The 19,844-nt window shown below is 70.1% G+C and carries 22 protein-coding genes; 6 read left to right on the top strand and 16 right to left on the bottom strand.

Going from position 1 to position 19,844, the window contains the following annotated elements; genetic code table 11:
- Positions 1–254 precede the first annotated feature (254 nt).
- On the top strand, positions 255–476 hold the full coding sequence (locus tag ACFLIM_RS20350; RefSeq protein ID WP_026214226.1) for a BldC family transcriptional regulator: 222 nt from the start codon (positions 255–257) through the stop codon (positions 474–476).
- Positions 477–638: 162 nt separating this feature from the next.
- Here ACFLIM_RS20350 and ACFLIM_RS20345 read toward each other — a convergent pair whose 3' ends face one another.
- Both ACFLIM_RS20345 and ACFLIM_RS20340 read right to left on the bottom strand, forming a co-directional pair.
- On the bottom strand, positions 639–881 hold the full coding sequence (locus tag ACFLIM_RS20345) for a hypothetical protein (protein ID WP_393167617.1): 243 nt from the start codon (positions 879–881) through the stop codon (positions 639–641).
- 10 nt (positions 882–891) lie between these two features.
- Positions 892–1,710, bottom strand: coding sequence for a hypothetical protein (locus tag ACFLIM_RS20340; protein ID WP_393167615.1), 819 nt, complete (start codon positions 1,708–1,710; stop codon positions 892–894).
- 409 nt (positions 1,711–2,119) lie between these two features.
- Between ACFLIM_RS20340 and ACFLIM_RS20335 the strand changes: the two genes are divergently transcribed.
- Positions 2,120–2,413, top strand: a complete 294-nt coding sequence (locus tag ACFLIM_RS20335; RefSeq protein WP_393167613.1) for a PLD nuclease N-terminal domain-containing protein — start codon at positions 2,120–2,122, stop codon at positions 2,411–2,413.
- On the opposite strand, the gene ccsB is transcribed toward ACFLIM_RS20335, so the two are convergent.
- The 5 genes from ccsB to ACFLIM_RS20310 form a co-directional block, all read right to left on the bottom strand.
- Positions 2,410–3,417 (bottom strand): c-type cytochrome biogenesis protein CcsB, encoded by a 1,008-nt coding sequence (gene ccsB, locus ACFLIM_RS20330; protein WP_393167611.1) that lies wholly within the window; start codon positions 3,415–3,417, stop codon positions 2,410–2,412. The genes ACFLIM_RS20335 and ccsB overlap by 4 nt on opposite strands.
- On the bottom strand, positions 3,407–4,969 hold the full coding sequence (gene resB, locus ACFLIM_RS20325) for a cytochrome c biogenesis protein ResB (protein ID WP_393167609.1): 1,563 nt from the start codon (positions 4,967–4,969) through the stop codon (positions 3,407–3,409). Before resB ends, ccsB begins: the two co-directional genes overlap by 11 nt.
- The gene (locus ACFLIM_RS20320) at positions 4,969–5,691 is read right to left on the bottom strand and encodes a cytochrome c biogenesis CcdA family protein (protein WP_393167607.1); all 723 of its coding nucleotides are present in this window, start codon (positions 5,689–5,691) and stop codon (positions 4,969–4,971) included. Before ACFLIM_RS20320 ends, resB begins: the two co-directional genes overlap by 1 nt.
- On the bottom strand, positions 5,684–6,250 hold the full coding sequence (locus ACFLIM_RS20315; RefSeq protein ID WP_393167605.1) for a TlpA family protein disulfide reductase: 567 nt from the start codon (positions 6,248–6,250) through the stop codon (positions 5,684–5,686). Before ACFLIM_RS20315 ends, ACFLIM_RS20320 begins: the two co-directional genes overlap by 8 nt.
- 83 nt (positions 6,251–6,333) lie before the next feature.
- Entirely contained in the window at positions 6,334–6,972 is a 639-nt protein-coding gene (locus tag ACFLIM_RS20310) for a histidine phosphatase family protein (RefSeq protein ID WP_393167603.1), read from the bottom strand.
- Positions 6,973–7,076: 104 nt separating this feature from the next.
- Between ACFLIM_RS20310 and ACFLIM_RS20305 the strand changes: the two genes are divergently transcribed.
- On the top strand, positions 7,077–7,925 hold the full coding sequence (locus ACFLIM_RS20305; RefSeq protein ID WP_393167601.1) for an EamA family transporter: 849 nt from the start codon (positions 7,077–7,079) through the stop codon (positions 7,923–7,925).
- Here ACFLIM_RS20305 and ACFLIM_RS20300 read toward each other — a convergent pair.
- The 8 genes from ACFLIM_RS20300 to ACFLIM_RS20265 form a co-directional block, all read right to left on the bottom strand.
- Positions 7,918–8,838: a LysR family transcriptional regulator gene (locus ACFLIM_RS20300; protein WP_393167599.1), complete on the bottom strand. Its 921-nt coding sequence runs from the start codon at positions 8,836–8,838 to the stop codon at positions 7,918–7,920. The two genes, ACFLIM_RS20305 and ACFLIM_RS20300, sit on opposite strands and share 8 nt — an antisense overlap.
- Before the next feature lie 218 nt (positions 8,839–9,056).
- Entirely contained in the window at positions 9,057–10,346 is a 1,290-nt protein-coding gene (gene hemL, locus ACFLIM_RS20295; RefSeq protein ID WP_393167597.1) for a glutamate-1-semialdehyde 2,1-aminomutase, read from the bottom strand.
- A gap of 49 nt (positions 10,347–10,395) precedes the next feature.
- On the bottom strand, positions 10,396–11,025 hold the full coding sequence (locus tag ACFLIM_RS20290) for a bifunctional DNA primase/polymerase (protein ID WP_393167595.1): 630 nt from the start codon (positions 11,023–11,025) through the stop codon (positions 10,396–10,398).
- Positions 11,026–11,147: 122 nt separating this feature from the next.
- A complete protein-coding gene (gene hemB, locus ACFLIM_RS20285) occupies positions 11,148–12,131 on the bottom strand; it encodes a porphobilinogen synthase (protein WP_393167593.1) in 984 nt (327 codons plus the stop codon).
- Entirely contained in the window at positions 12,128–13,672 is a 1,545-nt protein-coding gene (locus ACFLIM_RS20280; protein ID WP_393167591.1) for a bifunctional uroporphyrinogen-III C-methyltransferase/uroporphyrinogen-III synthase, read from the bottom strand. Before ACFLIM_RS20280 ends, hemB begins: the two co-directional genes overlap by 4 nt.
- Positions 13,669–14,541, bottom strand: a complete 873-nt coding sequence (hemC, locus tag ACFLIM_RS20275; protein WP_393167833.1) for a hydroxymethylbilane synthase — start codon at positions 14,539–14,541, stop codon at positions 13,669–13,671. Before hemC ends, ACFLIM_RS20280 begins: the two co-directional genes overlap by 4 nt.
- 23 nt (positions 14,542–14,564) lie before the next feature.
- On the bottom strand, positions 14,565–15,821 hold the full coding sequence (locus ACFLIM_RS20270) for a glutamyl-tRNA reductase (RefSeq protein ID WP_393167589.1): 1,257 nt from the start codon (positions 15,819–15,821) through the stop codon (positions 14,565–14,567).
- A complete protein-coding gene (locus ACFLIM_RS20265; protein ID WP_393167587.1) occupies positions 15,818–16,495 on the bottom strand; it encodes a redox-sensing transcriptional repressor Rex in 678 nt (225 codons plus the stop codon). Before ACFLIM_RS20265 ends, ACFLIM_RS20270 begins: the two co-directional genes overlap by 4 nt.
- A gap of 115 nt (positions 16,496–16,610) precedes the next feature.
- Here ACFLIM_RS20265 and ACFLIM_RS20260 point away from each other — a divergent pair, with 115 nt between their 5' ends.
- Complete coding sequence (locus ACFLIM_RS20260; protein WP_393167585.1) at positions 16,611–16,847, top strand: glutaredoxin family protein; 237 nt, start codon at positions 16,611–16,613, stop codon at positions 16,845–16,847.
- 12 nt (positions 16,848–16,859) lie between these two features.
- Here the strand turns inward: ACFLIM_RS20260 and ACFLIM_RS20255 are convergent, their stop codons facing one another.
- A complete protein-coding gene (locus ACFLIM_RS20255; protein WP_393167583.1) occupies positions 16,860–18,314 on the bottom strand; it encodes a putative quinol monooxygenase in 1,455 nt (484 codons plus the stop codon).
- Between the two features lie 179 nt (positions 18,315–18,493).
- Between ACFLIM_RS20255 and ACFLIM_RS20250 the strand changes: the two genes are divergently transcribed.
- Positions 18,494–19,132: a sigma-70 family RNA polymerase sigma factor gene (locus ACFLIM_RS20250; RefSeq protein ID WP_393167581.1), complete on the top strand. Its 639-nt coding sequence runs from the start codon at positions 18,494–18,496 to the stop codon at positions 19,130–19,132.
- A gap of 59 nt (positions 19,133–19,191) precedes the next feature.
- Complete coding sequence (locus tag ACFLIM_RS20245) at positions 19,192–19,827, top strand: DUF5667 domain-containing protein (protein WP_393167579.1); 636 nt, start codon at positions 19,192–19,194, stop codon at positions 19,825–19,827.
- The last annotated feature ends 17 nt before the right edge of the window (positions 19,828–19,844 follow it).

Here is a 19,844-nt window from a genome sequence, read left to right as displayed (position 1 = left end):
GTCGAGGTTACTCGGGCCTGGGTAGCGGGCGCTCTTCGCATCGGGCGCGAGCACTGCTACTGTTCCCAGTCAGGGAGTTTCGTAAAGAAACACCCACGAGAGCCCCAAAGAGGCTCTATCATATAACAATCGGGCAGTCAGCTGATAACAACCCGTGATCTTTGTAGAAAACCACGGATAAATCAGGCTTCGCTCGACACACTGGTTACCTGTCCGCCCGCTGGCAGGAAGCGGGATGCGAGGGGGAGAGATTGGTGGAGAGTAGCAGCGAGCGTCTGCTGACCCCAGGAGAGGTTGCCGCCCTCTTCCGGGTAGACCCAAAGACGGTTACGCGCTGGGCTGCGGCAGGCCGCATCAGCAGTATCCGCACCCCCGGAGGGCACCGGCGTTTCCGTGAATCGGAAGTGCACGCCCTTCTCCGAGGCGAGGACGTTCTGACGGCCGACAGGCCTGCAGGTGAGTCCCCGCGCGTCTGACGTTCCGCGCAGACGGTGATCCTGCGACGCCAGGATCACCGCCGGCGGAACCCACTGTTCGCGTGCTTCCCGGCCACACTTTCGTACGGCAAGCATGGGAGGGCGCCAACCGCCGACCGTGGCTGGCGCCTGTCCGTTTGCCCAGGACCTCGTTTCTGAGTGTCAGGCGTCTTCCTGCTCCGCCTTGAAGGCCAGGAACTCGCGTTCCAGATCGTCGTTCTCCTCTTCCCAGCGCCGGCGGCGCTCGGCCGCCTCCTCCTCCGTCAGCGACTCCGGCAGCCACTGTTCGTAGTCGGGGTCACCAGGCTGCACTTCCACGTACGCGTTGCCGATCAGACGCCCGTCTTCGCTGGTCAGGCTCTGCGGCACGCGCAGGGTCCCGTCAGCGAGCCGGATGACGTACATGGTGGATCACCTAGATTCCGTAGCGCCGGTTGAAGAACAGCATGACGTTGAGCGCCATCCGCGTGTCGCCCCCGAGCATGTCCACGAGGGCCGGTCGCTGGCGGGCGGCGATGGCGGCGAAGGCGTCGGCGAAGAACTCCTTGCGGCCGAGGCCGCCTCCCTGGCGGTGGAAGGTCGAGGCCAGCAGTGGCCTGGCCCTGTCGTAGAGGCTCATGAACTCCGGCGAGTCCGACACCCAGTCGCCGTACGCCGAGTCGATGTCGTCGATGGCGTGGCCGACCTCGTGCATCATCACGTCCGGGGTGGGCGAGGGGCGGTCGCCCACGACGATCTTGCGGTCCCCGTACGCTCCCGCGCAGATGTCCCAGGTCGCGCGGCCCGATGGAAGCGGGGCGCCGCGTAAGTAGCCCATGTCGTCCAGATCGGGCACCCCGCCGCCGCCGACGTAGATGCCTTCGAGGCCGGCCGCGAGCTTCTCTCTTAGCCGCTCTGGCAGCCTGGCCAGGCTCTCCACGGCGCGTACGACGTCCGCGGACGGCGGGCCCTGCCTGGCGTCCCACTGGCGGTGCAGGATCGTCTCCAGCTTCCCGCAGTGGCGCAGGCCGTCGCCCATCGACGGCACGTCGGGCCGGTTGGGCTGGGCTCTGGGGGGCTTGTCGTCGAGCTCGAAGTCGTACCAGGTGTAGCGGGGGCGCTCCACCACGGCGGCGGGCAGCCGCTCGGGCCGCCCGCGCAGCGCGAAGCCGTCCCACGTGACGTCACGGGAGGCGTCCTGGGAACGGCGGCCGGGGCCGAACAGCGCCTGCTCCCCGCCGCCCGGCCAGGCCATCCGCTCGGGCTGCTCGGCGCCCGGCCAGGGATGTCGCTCCGACCGACCGCCGAGCTGGTCCGTGCCGGGCCGGCGGCGGCGCTCCGCGCCATTGTGTGGCTTGTCACCTGCGCGGGCCTCCCGGTGCCTCTCACGAGCGTTTGACCAGAAGGAACGCTCCGCCTCCGGAGGGGCCTCGCCGCGGCGCGAGAAGAGGTAAGATCCGCGCCGCCACCAGCGACCGCGCCGATGTCGTCCTTTGTCGTTATGACCCTTGTCATAAGAAAAGGCCATTGCACCTCTCAACGCCCGTGGAGCCCCGTGGACACCGTCGCATCGGGTTCCACCGTACGACGCCGATCTTCCCCTAGTCACCCGAAATGGGACATCGGGAAGCACGATCACGTCGCGGATGGCTTAAAGTTCGGGCATGGCAGGTGTTCTGATCGGCCTGGCGCTGCTGGCCTTCTGGCTCTTCTCACTGTTCGACGTCGTCACCACGCCGGAAGACGAGGTTAGGAACGTACCAAAAGCACTGTGGATCCTGATCGTCGTGCTCATCCCGTTGCTCGGCGGCCTGGTGTGGATGGCGCGCGGGCGCCCGCGGGCGCCGCGCGCGGCGTGGCCCGTGCCCCCTGGTCCGGGCACGCCGAAAGGGCCGGACGACGACGCCGACTTCCTCCGCGACCTCGACCGCCGCATGCGCGGCGACGACATGAACTAGTTCACGTCGGCGTAGCTGTGCAGCCCACTGATGAAGATGTTGACGCCGACCAGGTTGAACATCAGGCACCCGAACGCCACGAGCTGCACGATCGTCGCCGCCCGGCCCCGCCAACCGGCCGTCACCCTGGCGTGCAGGTAGGCGGCGTAGGCAACCCAGGTGATGAAGGACCAGACCTCCTTGGGGTCCCAGCCCCAGTAGCGGCCCCACGCCCGGTCCGCCCAGAGCGCACCCGCGATGACCGCGAACGTCCACAGCGGGAAGGCGAACACGATCGCCCTGTGGGCCACCCGCTCGAGATCGGCGCGGGCGGGCAGGCGTGACACGCCGTCGCCGCGCACCAGATAGAGGATTCCAGTCACGCCCGCCAGCGTCAGCAGTCCGCTGGCGATGATGGCGGCGGTGACGTGGATGGCGATCCAGTACGAGTTCAGGGCGGGCACGACGGGTCCCGCGGCGGTGTAGAAGATCTTGACGGCGACCCCGAGGCCGAGCGCGGCGGTGACCATGACGAAGGCGCCCAGGAAGCGCACGTTGTGGCGGAGCTGGGTGCCGAGGAACGCGGTCACGGCGGCGAAGCAGATGGCGACGACGAACTCGTACATGTTGCCCCACGGCCACCGGTCCACGGCCAGGCCGCGGGTGGCGATGGCGCCCAGGTGGGCCGCCCAGCCCAGCCAGGCCAGCCCCAGGGCCACCATCCCGGCCCTGGCGGCCCCCGCCGAAGGCTTCCCGGCCGCCGCGTCACCGCCGCCGGCTCCGGCGAGCGACCTCTCGCCCGCACCCCCGTCGCCACCGGGCAGCGTCACGGACGCGCTGGTGCCGTCGACGGCGGCTCCTACGGTGACCGGCTCCTTCACCACGGCCTGTCCGGCCTGGGACCTGTCCGGGCGAGCGCGGCCGAAGGCCAGCTCGATCGCGAAGGCGACCATGGCGAAGACGTAGAGCAGGACGGCCGCGACCACGAAAAGGTCGCTCAGCCCTGCGAGTTGCTCAGCGGACATCCTTTTCTCCTGCTGATAGAAACTTGACGATATCGGCGAACTCCTCGGCGAAGCCCGCCGCGGAGCCTTCTGTGCGGGTCAGGCCGCCCACGTCGACCGTGCCATCCCCCTTGACCCGCACGAAGACCCGGCGGCGCCGGATCATGAGCGAGAGCGCGATGGCGACGACGGCCGTGGCGGCGGATACCAGGGCGGGCATGCGCCCCGGATCGTAGGCCGTCTGGAGCGTGATCCACTCCTTGACCCCGGTGAACTCCAGCTTCCCCGCGCCGTTGGGCAACTCCAGCGACTGCCCGACCGCCAGCGGCTTGGTCGCCGCCGTGCCCATGAGCACCGGTTTGATCTTGTCCTTCAGCTCGGACGGCACGACCTCGTAGACCGACTGCGGCTTGCCCGACCGCATCCCCAGGTCGCCCGCGTACGCGCCGAAAAGCTGCACCTCGGGCTGGAGCGCACCGGGGAAGGCCGAGGTGTACGTGCCGTCGGTGAGAGGCACGCTGGTGGGCAGGAACCGCAGCAGGAACCCCAGCTGGGACGGCTGCGCGTCCGGTGCCTTGACCGCGCATTCAGCGGTCTGCGTGGACTTCTGCACGATCAGGCACGGCACGGGCCCTTCGTAGGCCACCTGCCCCTTGCCGTCGGTGACCTTGAAGACGGGCGCGTAGCCGTTGCCGATCAGGTAGAGCTGCGTGCCGTCGACCTCGAGCGGCGAGTTGACCTTGAGCTCGTAGTCGCGGGCCGGGGCACCGGGCGAGTCGTTGACCTTCAGGTAGGCCGAGTAGTCGAGCGCCTGCCCCTTCTTATCGCCTGTGACCTGGTAGGAGACCTTGAAGTCGGTCAGCTGGAACGAGAACGGCTCCAGCGACTCGGCCGAGACCTGGCTGCCGGGGATGAACCGATCGTAGGCGGCCACCGTGTTGGCGAATCCGTCGCCCTCCACGACCAGCACGTTGCCGCGGTAGCCGTAGAGGGAGCCGAAGCCGACCGCGAGCAGGATGCCGAGCAGGGCGACGTGGAAGAACAGGTTGCCGGTCTCGCGCAGGTAGCCCTTCTCCGCCGACACCCAGCCGTCGCCGGTCACGACGCGGAAGCGCTGCCCGCGCAGCCGCGCCGCGGCCCTCTCAACCCCCAGGTCGGACTCGAACGAGGCGAAGTGCGGCAGGCGGGACAGGTTCTTCGGCGCGGCGGGCGGCTTGCGGCGCAGCTCGCGCGCGTAGGTGGCGGCGCGCGGGATGACGCAGCCGATCAGCGAGGTGAACAGCAGCAGGTAGACCGCCGCGAACCAGGTCGAGGTGAACACCTCGAAGAGCTGGAACCTGTCGTACCACGCGGCCAGGGCCGGGCTCTGCTCGTAGAGTCGCGCGACCTTGTCGGGGTCGACGCCGCGCTGCGGCACCAGCGAGCCGGGCACCGAGCCGAGCGCGAGCAGGAACAGCAGGATCAGCGCCGTCTTCATCGAGGTGAGCGTGCGCCACCCCCACCGCAGCCAACCCACCGGCCCGAGCCTGACCTGCTTGGGCGTCTGCTCCTTCGCCAGCTCCCGCACGCTCATCAGATCACCGGCTCGAAGGCGCCGATCAGACCCTGCATGGCAGCGATCATCTCTCCCCACAGCCCGGTCACGAGCAGCACGCCGACGGCCACCATCATGCCGCCGCCGATCCTGGTGATCAGCCGCGAGTGCCGGCGGATGGCCCGGAACGTACGCAGGGCCTTGCTGTACGCGAGCGCCGCGCCCACGAAGGGCAACCCGAGACCCAGCGCGTACGCGACGGCCAGGAGAGCACCACGGGCGGCGCTGCCCTCGTTGAGCCCGAGCGCCAGCACGACGGCCAGCGTGGGCCCGATGCACGGCGTCCACCCCAGCCCGAACACCACCCCGAGCAGCGGGGCCCCCGCCAGGCCCGCGGACGGCAGCTTGTGGATGCGCACGTCACGCATCAGCCCGGGCACGACGCCCAGGAACGCAAGCCCCAGCAGGATGGTCAGCACGCCGAGCACCCGCGTGATGATCTCGGCGTTGCCCAGCATGACGGAGCCGAGCCCGCCGAACAGCGCCCCGCTGAGCACGAACACCAGCCCGAACCCGGCCACGAACAGCGCGGTCCCGAGCACCAGCCGCCCCCGCTTGGGGTCGGCGCTCATGCCGGTCACGTAGGACAGGTAGCCGGGCACCAGCGGCAACACGCACGGCGACAGGAACGACACCACCCCGGCGAGCACCGCGATCGGCACCGCGAGCAGCAACGAGCCCGAGGCGACGACGTCACTCATCGCGCACCTTGGTCACCGTGTTCATCAGATCGGTGTATTTGACCGCGCCCAGCGCCCTGGCCGCGATCCTGCCCTGCTCGTCGATGATCAGCGTGGACGGGATGGCCGCGGGCGGCACCGTGCCCTGGAAGGCCAGCGCCACCTTGCCGGGCTGGTCGAAGAGGTGGGGGTAGCCGGTCTGCTCGGTGCGTTCGAAGGCCAGCGCGTCGGCCTGGCGGTCCTTGAAGTCAATGCCGAGGAACTCCACGCCGCTGCCCCTGGTCTTGGCCGCGACCTCCTTGAGCACCGGCGCCTCCGCCCGGCACGGGCCGCACCACGACGCCCAGAAGTTGAGCACCACGACCTTGCCCTTGTGCGCGGCCAGCGAGGCGGTGGCCCCGTCGAGGGTCGGCCCCTCGATCGCGGGCGCGGGCTTGCGCTCGCCCGCGTCGAACACCTGCATCTTCCCGTCGCCCGCGACGAACCGGGTGTCGCCGGGCTGCGGCTGGCCGCTCTGGTTGCCCGCGCAACCCGCGACCAGCACAGCCAGGAGAACGAGGGAGATGGACTTGGCGCGCACGGAGGAAGATCTCCTTGTACTACAACCGGTAGAGCTTGCAACTCTACCGGCGGGACCGGGCGCCCCGGACACCGGGGAGCGGATCAGGCCCCGGGGACGGAGGGCCCCGTCCGCAGCGAACCGGCGGGCTCGCTGTAGCCGATGCTGATCAGGCGATCACCGTCGAAGGTGAGCGTGGTGAGGCTGGCCAGCGCGCACTGCCTGCGCCGCGGGTCGTGCCAGAGCCTGCGGCCCTCCGCGGCGCTCCTGATCGCCCAGATCGGCAGCTGGTGGCTGACGAGCACCGCCTCGTGCCCGCGCGCCATCGCCCTGGCGTCGTCGATGACCGACTTCATGCGCAACACGATGGCCGGGTAGGGCTCGCCCCAGGACGGGCGCAGCGGGTTCCAGAAATAGCGGTAGTTGCGCGGGTTGCGCAGCACCGCCAGGCCCTGGCCCACTGGACGGCCTTCGAGCAGGTTGCCCGCCTCGATCAGGCGGGAGTCGCGTACGACGTCGAGGCCGAGCTTCTCGGCGAGCGGGGCCGCGGTCTCCAGGGCGCGTTCGAGCGGCGAGCTGTAAAGGGCGACGATGTCACGGCCGCCGACGGCCTTGGCGACCGTCTCGGCCATGAGCTGACCTGTCTCGGACAGGTGGTAGCCGGGCAGCCGGCCGTAGAGGATGCCTCCGGGGTTGTGCACCTCACCGTGGCGCAGCAGGTGGACGACGGTGGTTTCAGCCATGGTGTGGCACAGCCTAGCCGCTCCGATGCGTCACGTGGCGGGGGCCCGGGCCGGGGCGGCTGATCACGTTCGGGGTAAAGTCGGGCTCCGGAAGGAGCCGCCGAGTGAGTCCATGGGCACTCGTCCTCATCCTGGTCGCCGCCGTCGCCCACGCCTCCTGGAACCTGCTGAGCAAGAAGGCCTCCCAGGCCGACGGCCTGGTCTTCCTCTGGCTCGTCGCCGTCACGGCCGCGGTCGTCTGGAGCCCGCTGTTCGCCGGGTTCCTGCTGGTCACGGGCTCGGGTCCGACCTGGAGCGAGATCGCCGTGATCAGCGGCAGCACGGCCCTCCACCTCGGCTACTTCGTGTTGCTCCAGCGCGGGTACGGCACCGGCGACCTGTCGGTCGTCTACCCCGTCGCGCGCGGCACGGGCCCGATGCTGGCCAGTCTGGTCGCGGTGTTGTTCCTTGGCGAGCATCCGTCGCCGGCGGGTGTGGCGGGGATCGTGCTGGTCGGGGTCGGCGTGTTCATGCTGGGCGGCGGCGTGGACCTCAAGGGGCTGGCGCCCGGGCTGGTCGTGGGGGTGTTCATCGCGGGTTACACGGTGTGGGACTCGCAGGTGGTGAGTGCGTTCGCGGTGGCGCCCTTGATGCTCAACTACCTCGGGGAGGTCGGGCGCGCTCTCGTGCTCACGCCCTTCGTGCTCGGTACGCGGCGGAAGCTGGTCATGGGGGTCTGGCGCGAGCATCGATACCGGGTCGTGGGCGCCGCCGTGCTGATCTTCGTGTCGTACCTGCTGGTGCTGGTCGCGTTCACGATGGCGCCGGTGAGCGTGGTGGCGCCGGCGCGCGAGATCAGCGTGCTGATCGCGGTCGTGCTCGGCGGCCGCCTGCTGGCCGAGGGCGACCTGCCGCGCAGGCTGCTGGCGGCGAGCGTGATCCTCGGCGGCGTCGTGGCCATCGCACTCAGTTGACCGCCCAGGCGTTCTCCTGCTTCCTGCTCGCCTCCATCAGCGCCTCCACCATCGCCCTGATCGCGGGACGGCGGGCCGCGTCCGTCCGCCACACCGCGTAGATGCGGCGCGACTGGCGCGGCCTGATCGGGATCAGGCGCACGCCGTCGGGCACGCAGTCCCGGCCCAGCCTGGGCACGATCGCGCAGCCCAGCCCGGCCGCCACCAGGGCCAGCTGGGTCGGGTACTCGTCGGCCATGCAGGCGATCACCGGCTCCAGCGAGGCGTTGCGCAGCGTGTAGACCAGCCAGTCGTGGCAGACGGCGCCCGGTGAGGAGCTGATCCACCGGTCGCCGTGCAGGTCGGCCAGCTCCAGCTCCCTGCTGCCTGCCAGCGGGTGGTCCGCGGGCACCGCCACGTCGGCGATGTCGTCGAGCAGCGTGGCCTTGGACAGGCCGTCGGGCAGCGCCACGGGCCTGTTGAGCCAGTCCTGGATCACACCCAGGTCCAGCTCGCCCCTGGCCACCTCGCGCACCACCCGTTCGGGCTCGCGCTCGTTGAGCTGCACCCACAGGTCGGGGTGGCGGGTCCTGAGCGAGGCGATCGCGGCGGGCATGAGGCCGCGGGCGGCGGTGGGGAAGGCGGAGATGTTCAGGCGGCCGACGACCTCGCCGCGCAGCGCCTCGAAGTCCGCCTCCGCGGTCTCGACCAGGGCGAGGATCCGCTCGGCGTGCTCGGCCAGCAGCCCGGCCGCGTCCGTCAGCCGCACGCCGCGGCCGTTGCGCTCCATGAGCCTGGCCCCGGTCTCCCGCTCCAGCTTGGCGATCTGCTGGGAGACCGCGGACGGGGTCACCATGAGCGCGTCGGCCGCCGCTCCTACCGACCCGTAGACGTGAACTGCGTGAAGGGCCTTGAGCCGGTTCAAGTCCAACATGTAAGCCAGCCTAAATGGTTTAGCGTAGAAAGTCTCGCTTGTCCTCCAATGTGTAGCGGATGAAAATAGTTGCATGAGAATCCTCAAGGCAAAGAAGCAGCAGCGGAGCTCCTCCTCCTACCTCAGGGTGCTGGCGGAGCAGGCCCGCGACCAGCGCGTCCGTTACCAGAAGCCCACTCGCTGAGTGAGCCCCCGCCGAGCTGACCGCGACAGGCTGGCTACAGGACCGCGGCGGCCGCCTTCGCGGCGGCCGGAAGGGCATCGGCGACGCGGTTGACCGCCTCGTCGCCGTGCGCGGCCGACAGGAACCAGGCCTCGTACGCCGACGGCGGCAGGTAGACGCCCTGGTCGAGCATCGCGTGGAAGAACGCGGTGAACGCGGCCGTGTTCTGCGTCTTGGCCTCGGCGAAGTTCGTCACCTCGGCCTCCGTGAAGAAGATCGAGAACAGGCTGCCCGCCCGTTGCAGCCGATGCGGCACCCCCGCCGCGGCGAGCGCCTCGGAGGCGGCCTCGCCCACGGTCAAGGCCGCGGCGTCCACCTTCTCGTACGCCTCGGCGTCCAGAGCCCGCAACGTTGCCAGGCCGGCCGCGCACGCGATCGGGTTACCCGACAGCGTGCCCGCCTGGTAGACCGGCCCCTCCGGCGCCAGATAGGCCATGATGCCGGCCCTGCCGCCGAACGCCGCCGCCGGCAGCCCGCCGCCCATGACCTTGCCGAACGTCATCAGGTCCGCGTCCACCGGGTCCAGGCCGTACCAGCCGGAGGGGGAGACCCGGAACCCCGTCAGCACCTCGTCCACGATGAGCAGCGCCCCGTTGGCCGTGCACAACTCGCGCAGGCGCGCGTTGAAGCCGTCGCGCGGCGGGACGACGCCCATGTTCGCGGGGCACGCCTCAGTGATCACGCACGCGATGTCGGCCGCCGCGAAGGCCTCCTCGACGGCCTCGACGGAGTTGTACGGCAACACGATCGTGTCCGCCGCCGACGCCCCCGTCACGCCCGGCGTGTCCGGCAGCCCGAACGTCGCCACCCCGGACCCGGCCGCGGCCAGCAGCGCATCCACGTGGCCGTGGTAGCACCCGGCGAACTTGATCACCTTGGACCGCCCGGTGAAGCCGCGGGCCAGCCGCACCGCGCTCATCGTCGCCTCGGTGCCGGAGCTGACCAGGCGCACCTTCTCGACGGGCGCCACCCGGGAGACGATCTCCTCGGCCAGCTCGACCTCACCCGGGGTGGCGGTGCCGTAGGAGAACCCGCTGGCGACCGCCCCGGACACGGCCTCGACGACCGCGGGGTGGCGGTGCCCGAGGATCATCGGGCCCCAGGAGCAGACCAGGTCGACGTACCGGTTGCCGTCGGCGTCGGTGATGTAGGGGCCCTGGCCGGAGACCATGAAGCGCGGCGTGCCGCCCACCGCGCCGAACGCGCGCACCGGGGAGTTGACGCCTCCCGGCACGATCTGGCGGGCGCGGGCGAACAGGTCCTCGGAGTTCTGTGTACGGCTCACCCGACCCAGGTTAGCCGTGGCCCGCCCCGGTCCCTCCAACACCCACCGATCAGTCGGCGAGCCACTCCAGGAGGCGGAGCGGGTCGGGCAACGGCCGCCCGTCCGGGGGCCGGAGCCAGGCGACCGGCTGCCCCGTCGGCAGGGTCGAGGGCGGCGCGAGGACGTAGCTGTCGCGGCAGTGCCAGCGCAACCCGGGCGTGTCGTCGATCGTCGCCGGATCGCAGTCCAGGTGGCACGACCACCACTCGTCCTCGTCCTCGGGATTGCCCCGGGTGGCCACGTAGAACAAGACCCGGTCGCCATGGGCGGCGACCGGGCCTGAGTGGGCTTCCGCGGCGTCGATCCGGGTGAGGGCCGACAGACCGGCGGCGAGGGGTACGTCGAAGACGTCGAACACCCGCCCCGTGGGCAGGATCACGTTGGCCTCCGGCTCGGCCTGCCACCACCGGGTGAGCAGTGCCGGGTCCGTCGTGGCCTGCAGGTGCCAGGCGGGGGACAGCGGATGCGCACCCGGGTCGGGACAGCCGAGCCGGTCACAGGAGCAGGCGCGCGACCCCTGGGACAGCGGGTACGCCCCGGGCACGACTGGCCACCCCAGGGCGGCGTATTCGAGCACGGAGCCGATTCGCGTCGGCCGCGACCGCTTTCTGGTACGCCGAACCAGTGGTACCCCCACCATGGTGTCTCCCGTCGACTCCAAGTGCCTGAAGAGGTCCCGGGCGCTACGCCACGCAGGACACACCAGCACTTGTCATCGCACTCTAACGCACAGGTCTCAGGAGTTGACGGGAAACCCCCTCGTTAGAGGCGGCGCGCCACTTCGGTGGCCCAGTACGTGAGGATCAGGTCGGCCCCGGCCCGCTTGATCGCGACCAGCGACTCCATGATCATCCGTTCGCGATCCACCCAGCCGTTGGCCGCGGCGGCTTCGATCATGGCGTACTCGCCGCTCACCTGGTAGGCCGCCACCGGCACGTCGACCTCGTCGCGGAAGCGGGTGATGACGTCCAGATAGGCCAGGGCAGGCTTGACCATGACCGCGTCGGCGCCCTCCGCCAGGTCCAGGCGGACCTCGCGCAGCGCCTCCTCCAGAGGGCCGGCGGGGTCCTGCTGGTGGGTGCTGCGGTCGCCGAACTGCGGCGCGCACTCGGCGGCGTCGCGGAAGGGCCCGTAGAAGGCGGACGCATACTTCGCCGAATACGCCAAAATCGGGATATTTCCGTAACCAGCCCCGTCCAGGGCCGAACGGATCGCCCCCACCTGACCGTCCATCATCCCGCTCGGCGCCACCATCTGCGACCCGGCGGCGGCCTGGGCCACCGCGATCGAGGCGTACCGCTCCAGCGTGGCGTCGTTGTCCACGTCGCCGGACGGGGTGAGGATGCCGCAGTGCCCGTTGTCGGTGAACTCGTCGAGACAGGTGTCGGCCATCACCACGATGGAGTCGCCGACCTCGGCGCTCACGTCACGCAGCGCGACCTGCAGGATCCCGTCGGGATCGTCGGCGGCGGAGCCGCGGGCGTCCTTCGCGGCGGGGATCCCGAACAAGATCAGCCCGCCCACACCGGCCTCGGCCGCCTCGTGCGCGGCCTTGCGCAGCGAGTCGCGGGTGTGCTGCACCACGCCCGGCATCGAGCCCACGGGATGCGGCTCGGCGATGCCTTCCTTGACGAACATGGGCAGGATCAGCTCGGCCGGGTGCAGCCGGGTGCCCGCCACCATACGCCGCAGTGCGGGGCTGCGGCGCAGCCGCCGGGGGCGGGCGATGGGGTATTCCGCGCTCATTTGCCTCTCCTCCTGGCGCCCCGGCGGTTCTGCGAGGGCCTGCGCGGGGTGTCACCCGCGGCCACGGCCGCCTGGCGCTGCTTGGCACCGTACTCGGCCACCGCGGCAGCCAGTGCGGATGCGGATGGCTTGTCGGCCATGACGTCGACCCGGAGCCCGAACTCCTCGGCCGTCTTGGCCGTCTGCGGCCCGATGACCGCGATCACGGTGACGTTGTGCGGCTTGCCCGCGATGCCCACCAGGTTGCGCACGGTGGACGAGGATGTGAAGAGCACGGCGTCGAAGCCGCCGCCCTTGATCGCCTCGCGGATGGGCGCGGGCGGCGGCGCGGCCCGCACGGTGCGGTACGCGGTGACGTCGTCGCACTCCCAGCCCAGGTCGGTGAGCCCGGCCACGAGCGTGTCGGTGGAGATGTCGGCCCGCGGCAGCAGCACCCGGTTGATCGGGTCGAGCATCGAGTCGTAGGGCGGCCACTCGGCCACCAGCCCCTCGGAGGACTGCTCCCCCGACGGCAGCAGGTCGGGCTTGACCCCGAACTCGACCAGGGACCGCGCCGTCGCGTCGCCCACGGCGGCCACCTTGAGCCCGGCGAACGCCCGCGCGTCCAGGCCGTACTCCTCGAACTTCTCGCGTACCGCCCTGACGGCGTTCGCGCTGGTGAAGGCCACCCACTCGTAGCGCCCCGTGACGAGGCCCTTGATCGCGCGGTCCATCTGCTGCGGCGTGCGGGGCGGCTCGACCGAGATGGTCGGCACCTCCTCCGGCACCGCGCCGTAGGCGACGAGCTGCTCGGACAGGCTGCGCGACTGCTCCTTGGTACGGGGCACCAGCACCCGCCACCCGAACAGCGGCTTGGTCTCGAACCACGACAACTTGTCCCGCAGCCCCACGGCCTCGCCGACCACGATCAGCGCCGGCTCGGTGAACCCGGCGTGCTTGAGGTCGGCCTGGAGCCTGCCGAGCGAGGACACCACGGTGTACTGCTCGATGGTGGTGCCGCCGCTGCTGACCGCGACGGGCGTGGTGTCGGGCTTGCCGCCGGCGATGAGGGCCTTGCCGATGGCCACGGCCTCGTCGATGCCGTTGTAGACCACCAGCGTGCCGCGGCAGGCGGCGTGGGCGGCCCAGTCCTGCTCCTGCGCGGCGTCCACGATCCTGAACTCGGGCACGGACGTCGCCGCCGGGATGCCCGCGTAGGTGAGCACGGCGGTCGCGGGCGGCACGCCGGGCACGATCTCGAAGTCCACCTCCGCCGCGGCGCAGGCCGCGACCTCCTCGGTGATCGAGGAGAACAACATCGGGTCACCCTCGCACAGGCGCACCACGAGTCTGCCGCCCTTGGCGAGCTTCACGAAGTCGCCTTCGACGACCTCGACGCCTTCGCGGCAGTGGCGCAGCAGCGGGGCCTGCGTCTCCTCGTCGAGCACCACCGCGTCGGCCTTGGCGAGCAGCTCGGCGGCGCGGAGTGTGAGCAGGTTGGGATCGCCGGGACCCGCGCCAACGAACGCGACGAAACCGGAGGTCGGACTATCGGAGCTCAATGGGAATGCTCCCCCATCAATCTGTCGGCTCCTTCGGCGATCATCTCGGCCGCTAGGAGGCGGCCCAGGTTAGCTGCCTCCGAAGGAGAGCCGGCGGCGGACTTGCGGACCGCGTCGCGGCCGTCGAGTGCGACGACCACAGCGGTCAGGTTCAGAGTGTGCCCATCATCGGCCGCGAAAGCACCCACCGGTGCCGCGCAGCCGGCCTCGAGCCCGGCCAGCACGGCGCGCTCGGCGGTCACGGCGGAGCGGGTGCGGGGGTCGTCGAGCACGCTGAGGAAGGAGATCAGGTCGGGGCGGTCGGAGCGGCACTCCACGGCCAGCGCGCCCTGGCCGGGCGCGGGCAGCAGCTCCTCGACCTCGAAGATCTGCGCGACCTCGGCGTCGCGGCCGATCCTGGTCAGGCCGGCCGAGGCGAGCACGACCGCGTCGAGCTCGCCCGAGGTGACCTTGCCGATCCGCGTGTCGGCGTTGCCGCGGATCGGGACGTATTCGAGGTCGGGGCGCAGCGCGCTGAGCATGGCGACCCGGCGCGGCGAGCCGGTGCCGACCCTGGCGCCGGGCGCCAGGTCGGCGAGCTTGTGCGGGCCGACCAGCGCGTCGCGGTGGTCGTGCCGGGCGGGGATCGCGGCCAGCGTGAAGCGCGGGTCCTGCTTGGTCGGCAGATCCTTCAGCGAGTGAACGGCGAAGTCGATCTCGTCCTCGAGCAGCTTGTCGCGCAACGCGGTGACGAACACGCCCGTGCCGCCGAGCTGCGCGAGATGGGCCTTGGTCACGTCGCCGAACGTCGTGACGCCCACCAGCTCGATCTCGCGCCCGGTGCGCTCGGTGTAGGCGTCGGCCACCATCTGGGACTGCGTGGTCGCCATCAGGCTCCGGCGAGTTCCCAGCCTCACAGTTCGACCTCCCTCACGGCCTCGGGCAGCTTCGGATCCAGATTGAACAACTCGCGCAGCGCTTCCGCATAATGATCGCCTCCTGGGCAGGCGGCGAGCTGCTTGACACGCACAGTGGGCTCGTGGAGCAGCTTGTCGACGACCCGCTGGACGGTCATGGCGACCTCGTCCCGCGCCCGCTCGTCGAGGTCGGGCATCCGCATCAGGAGGCGGCCGAGCTCGGACTCGACCACACTGGCCGCCTTGCCGCGCAACGCCACCACCGTCGGGGTCACCCTGGCCGCCCGCTCAGCATCGAGGTAGGCCCGCAGCTCCTCGGTGACCAGAGCGCGTACGGACTCGACCGCGTCGCCCTCCCGCGACCCGATCCCGGACTCCTTGATCGTCTCCAGGTCGACCAGTGTGACGCCGGGAACCGAGCGCACCTCGGGGTCGATGTCGTGCGGCAGCGCCAGGTCCAGCAGAAACGCGCCTCGGCTCAGCATACCGGGCGTGATGACGTGCCGGCCCGCGCCCGTGCAGGTGATGACGATGTCGGCAGTGGCCAGCTCGCGGGCCACGGCAGCGAACTCCACCGCCCGGCCGCCCACGGAATCGGCCAGCCGGACGCCCCGCTCGTACGTGCGGTTGGCCACAACGATGTCGGTGACCCCCGCGCGCGCCAGCGTGACGGCGGCCAGCGAACTCATGGAGCCCGCGCCGACCACCAGGGCCCGTCGGCCCGCCAGGTCGCCCGCCAGGGCGAGGCCCGCGGAGACGAGGGAGGCGCCGGCCTTGTCGATGCCGGTGTCGTGGTGCGCCCGCTTGCCGACCCGCAGCGCCTGCTGGACCAGCTCGTTGAGGGTGGCGCCGACGGTGCCGTGGCGCTGCGCCAGCTTGAGCGCCTGGCGGACCTGGCCGAGGATCTGGCCCTCGCCGACGACCATGGAGTCGAGGCCGCACACCACGGAGAACAGGTGCTCGACGGCCCGCTCCTCGTAGTGCACGTAGAGATGCGGCGTCAGCTCCTCGGCCAGGACGCCCGAGTGCACGCCCAGCAGGTCGCTGACGGCGGTGACGGCGGCGTGGAAGCGGTCGACCGTGACGTAGATCTCGACCCTGTTGCAGGTCGAGACCACCATGGCCTCCGCGACGCCGACGTCCTGCTGGACGTCGCGCAGCAGCTTGACGAGCGCGTCACCCGTCACCGAGACGCGCTCGAGCAGAGCCACCGGAGCGGTCCGGTGGCTGAGTCCTATAGCCAGAACACTCATTGACTGTCCACCGCCATGAGTGGCCCCCCAGCCTTGCGTTGCTCGTGGAACGCGAGAATCTGCAGTTCGATTGACAGGTCGACTTTACGGACATCGACACTTTCTGGCACGGAGAGCACAACAGGGGCGAAGTTCAGGATACTGGTCACACCCACGGCTATGACGCGATCGCACACTACCTGCGCCGCTGCCGCCGGTGTCGCCAGAACCACGATCGAGACTCCACGCCGTTTGATCACGGCTTCCAGTTCGTCGATGTGCTCCACATTCAACCCCGCGATGCTGTCGCCCACGACTTCGGGGTCGGCGTCGATGAGTGCCGCCACCCGGAAGCCCCTGGAGACGAAACCGCCGTAGTTGGCCAGCGCCCGGCCGAGGTTGCCGACCCCCACGATCGCGACCGCCCAGTCTTGGGTCAGGCCGAGCTCGCGGGAGATCTGGTAGACGAGGTACTCCACGTCATAGCCTACGCCGCGGGTGCCGTACGAGCCGAGGTGTGACAGATCCTTGCGGAGTTTGGCCGAGTTGACCCCGGCGGCCCCGGCCAGGTCCTCGGAACTGACGGTCGCGATGCCCCGCTCGGCCATCCCGTGCAGCGCCCGCAGGTACAGCGGCAGCCTGGCGACCGTCGCCTCGGGAATGCCGCGGTCACGGGGTTGGGACGGGCTCTTCACGTGCCGGAGCTCCAGGGGACGGGCGGCTTGGGGACCGCGTGAACGGGATAGAACCGTCTTTCAGATTAATCCCTTTGTGAACCGATGCACAAAGTCACGGCGGTACGGTTGCGTTATGCATCGCATCACGTTGCTCGGGAAGCCCGGCTGCCACTTGTGTGCGGACGCGCGCGAGGTCGTCGCCAGGGTGGCGGGCGAGCTCGGCGTGCCGTGGGAGGAGGTCAGCATCGACTCCTCGGCGGAGCTCACGGAAAAGTACTGGGAGATGATCCCGGTGACGCTGATCGACGGGGTGCAGCACGACTTCTGGCGCGTCGACGAGAGCAGGCTGCGGGCCGCGCTGAGCGATTAGCGCCGTCAGCTTTCAGTACATCGCCGTCGGGAGGGGCACCACCTTCGCGGCGTTGACGTTGAGCTCGATGACGTTGGTCGCGAGCACCATGGACTGCCGCTCGTTGACGAACCTCTCGACGTGCGGCTGGCGCTGGTGGTCGCGGTAGGCCACCTCGTCGCGGTAGAGCTCGTAGACGATGCGCTGCAGGGGCGCCGACTTGACCGCGTGGCAGGCGTACACGAGTGTGTCGGGCTCGCCGCGGCGTACGGACTCCACGGTAGCCTCGGCCAGCCGGTCGAACGCCTCGCCCGCGCCGTCCATGAGCGTGAAGACGGTCAGGAGACCGTAGATGGTCGGTGAGGGCTTGCTGGAGCCCGGCTGCTGCTGCGCGGGCGAGAACAGCTCGGCGCCTGGATAGACCACGCCCGTCGCCGGCATGCCGTAGTCGGGACGCTGAGGTGGGCCGCCGTTCATGATGTAGCCGGTCGCGGGGCCCGCGTCGGGTGGCGGCGCCATGCGGGCGGCGTAGTCGATCTCCTGGTCACCCGCGCGGTATTCGGCCACCAGATCGCCCAGCCCCGACGACCTGCGCGGCGGCGCGGCGGGAATGTCCGCTGCCGGCACAGGCTCGGGCATGGCCCGGTGCCCCGGCTGGGGCCGCTCGTCGCGGTACATCGGCCGCTCGTCGGGTGGCATCTGGGGCATGGGCCGCTCCTCGCGGTGCTGGGCACGCTCGTCGCGGCGCTGAGAGCGATCGTCACGGCGCGGAACGCGCTCGTCGCGGTCCGGTGCGAGGTCGTCCTCGTCGTCGTCCTCGTACGGCGCCAGCGGCCGCAGCACGGTATACCAGACGGCGGCCCCGGCCACGGCGAGCAGCGCAGTGGTGAACAGCGGCGGCACCGTGAACCGCATCGCGCCCACGAGGGCGATCCCCGACGGGACGATGACGAGGGCCGCGTGCAGGTTGTCCGTGTCGTACTCGTCGCCGTTGCGCCACTTGATCCCGGCGACCGCCAGCATCGCCAGCATGACCAGCACGGCGACGGCGTGCACGCCGATCAGCAGGTAGCCGGGGATCAGCCCCCAGAAGTTCGAGCCCGCCGGCAGCGTCTTGCCCATCTCCTCGCTCTTGAGCGGGTCGAAGACGAGGATCGCGACGGAGACGACGGTCAGCGCGATGCCGAACAACCACGCCAGGAACCTCGGCGGCGCCTTCTCCGCCAGCAACTGCACCAGGCCGATGGCCAGCCAGAGCGGCGCCAGCAACGATCCCGTCACCTGGTAGAGCCGGAACGTGACGGCGCCGAACCCCATGAGGCCGCCGATGCCGATCACACCCAGTGAAAGGCACAACGCCGCCACTGCAACGGTCCAGGCGATCAACCAGCCCTCAGGCTCGTCGCGCAGTCGTTGAATCAGGGCGCCGGCCGCGATCGCGGCGAGGAGCGCACCGGCAAAAGCTATGACAGCAACGAGGATCTCCATGGTGACTCCAATGCTGCCGGACGATGCCTCCAAGCCGGTAGCCGAAGAGGGAACGGGTCGGTCCCATACGGTATCTGCCGATTACGCCTAGTCATGCCAGGACGCTGTGGATTGTGGAATTTCCGGTTGATTTCTAGAGTGTTCGAGCACGCCGCACCCCTTACCCCTAGGGATACCGGATGCCTGACTCGTCACCGTTCGCCGGGCTGCTTGCGCCAGCGGTCGCTGGACCTGCCCGGACGGGCGAGCTTGCCGTGCGCGAAGAAGCGCCCGACGACATCCGCACGCTGGTGCTGCATGCCAAGAACGGATGCACGGACTCCTTTGGCACGCTCTACGACCGCTATGTGGACCTCGTCTACCGCTACATCTACTTCAGGGTCGGCTCCCACCAGCTCGCCGAGGATCTGACCAGCGAGACCTTCCTGCGCGCGCTGCGCAGGATCAGCGACTTCACCTGGCAGGGCAGGGACTTCGGCGCCTGGCTCGTGACCATCGCGAGAAACCTGGTGACCGACCACTTCAAATCCGGGCGCTACCGGTTGGAGATCCCGACGGGAGAGGTGATCGACGTACCGCTGGACGGCTCGCACATCCCGGAGAACGCCGTGGTCACGGCCATCATCAACGACCGGGTGCTGCGGGCCGTACGAGATCTCAATCCCGAACAACAGGAATGCGTGGTCCTGCGCTTCCTGCACGGCCTCTCGCTCGCGGAAACCGCGCTGATCATGGGGAAGAAGAGTGGAGCGATCAAAGCGCTGCAGTTCCGGGCAGTTCGCGCGCTGGCCAGGGCGCTCAAGAACGACCTGGCGTAACCTCCCCCATCCGCTCCTCGTTAGGCAGTTGTCAAGTCAGGACCGTCAGGGAGCTGTCCATGGGTAGGGCGCGCAGGCGGCGGGAGCGCGTGCTCGAACACCTCACGGAGCTGGGGCGACTGCCACTCGGCGGCGCCCCCGCGCCCGCCTTCCGCACCCGGCTGCGGGCGCAGCTCGTCTCCGGCGAGCTCACCGACGAGCCGGCGCGCCCCGCCAGGCACACCCACCGCAAGCCCGCCCGCAGGCGGCCGCTGCTGTCGCAGCTGGCCACGTTCGGGCTGGCGGGAGCCATGATGGTCTCGTCCTTCGCCACCTACCGGGCCGTGCCAGGAGACTCGCTCTACCCGCTCAAGCGCGCCGCGGAGACCACACTGGTACGCCTGAGCACCGACGACACCGAACGCGGCGAACGCGAGCTCGACTCGGCCAAGACCCGCGCCAAGGAGGTCGCCAGCCTGCTGGGCTCGTCCATCGACGGGCCGCTGGTCAGCAAGACGCTGAAGGACATGGAGGAGTCGACGCGGGCGGGCATCAGCAGGCTGGAGCGGGCCGAGCCGCGCTCACCGAAGATCAAGACCTTCGCGCGGGACCAGAAGGACATGGTGGAGCCGATGCTCGAGCAGCTCAACGAGGCCCAGCTGGCCCAGGCGGAGGGCTACCTCGACTACATCGAAGGTCTGGTCGCGCCGAAGTAGGTCAGTAAGCTGAAGCC

The sequence above is a fragment of the Nonomuraea marmarensis genome (genome assembly GCF_043197025.1).
GTDB classification, from domain to species: domain Bacteria; phylum Actinomycetota; class Actinomycetes; order Streptosporangiales; family Streptosporangiaceae; genus Nonomuraea; species Nonomuraea marmarensis.
The sequence above is the reverse complement of the archived record's forward strand: the minus strand, read 5'-3'. Positions and strand labels throughout refer to the sequence as shown.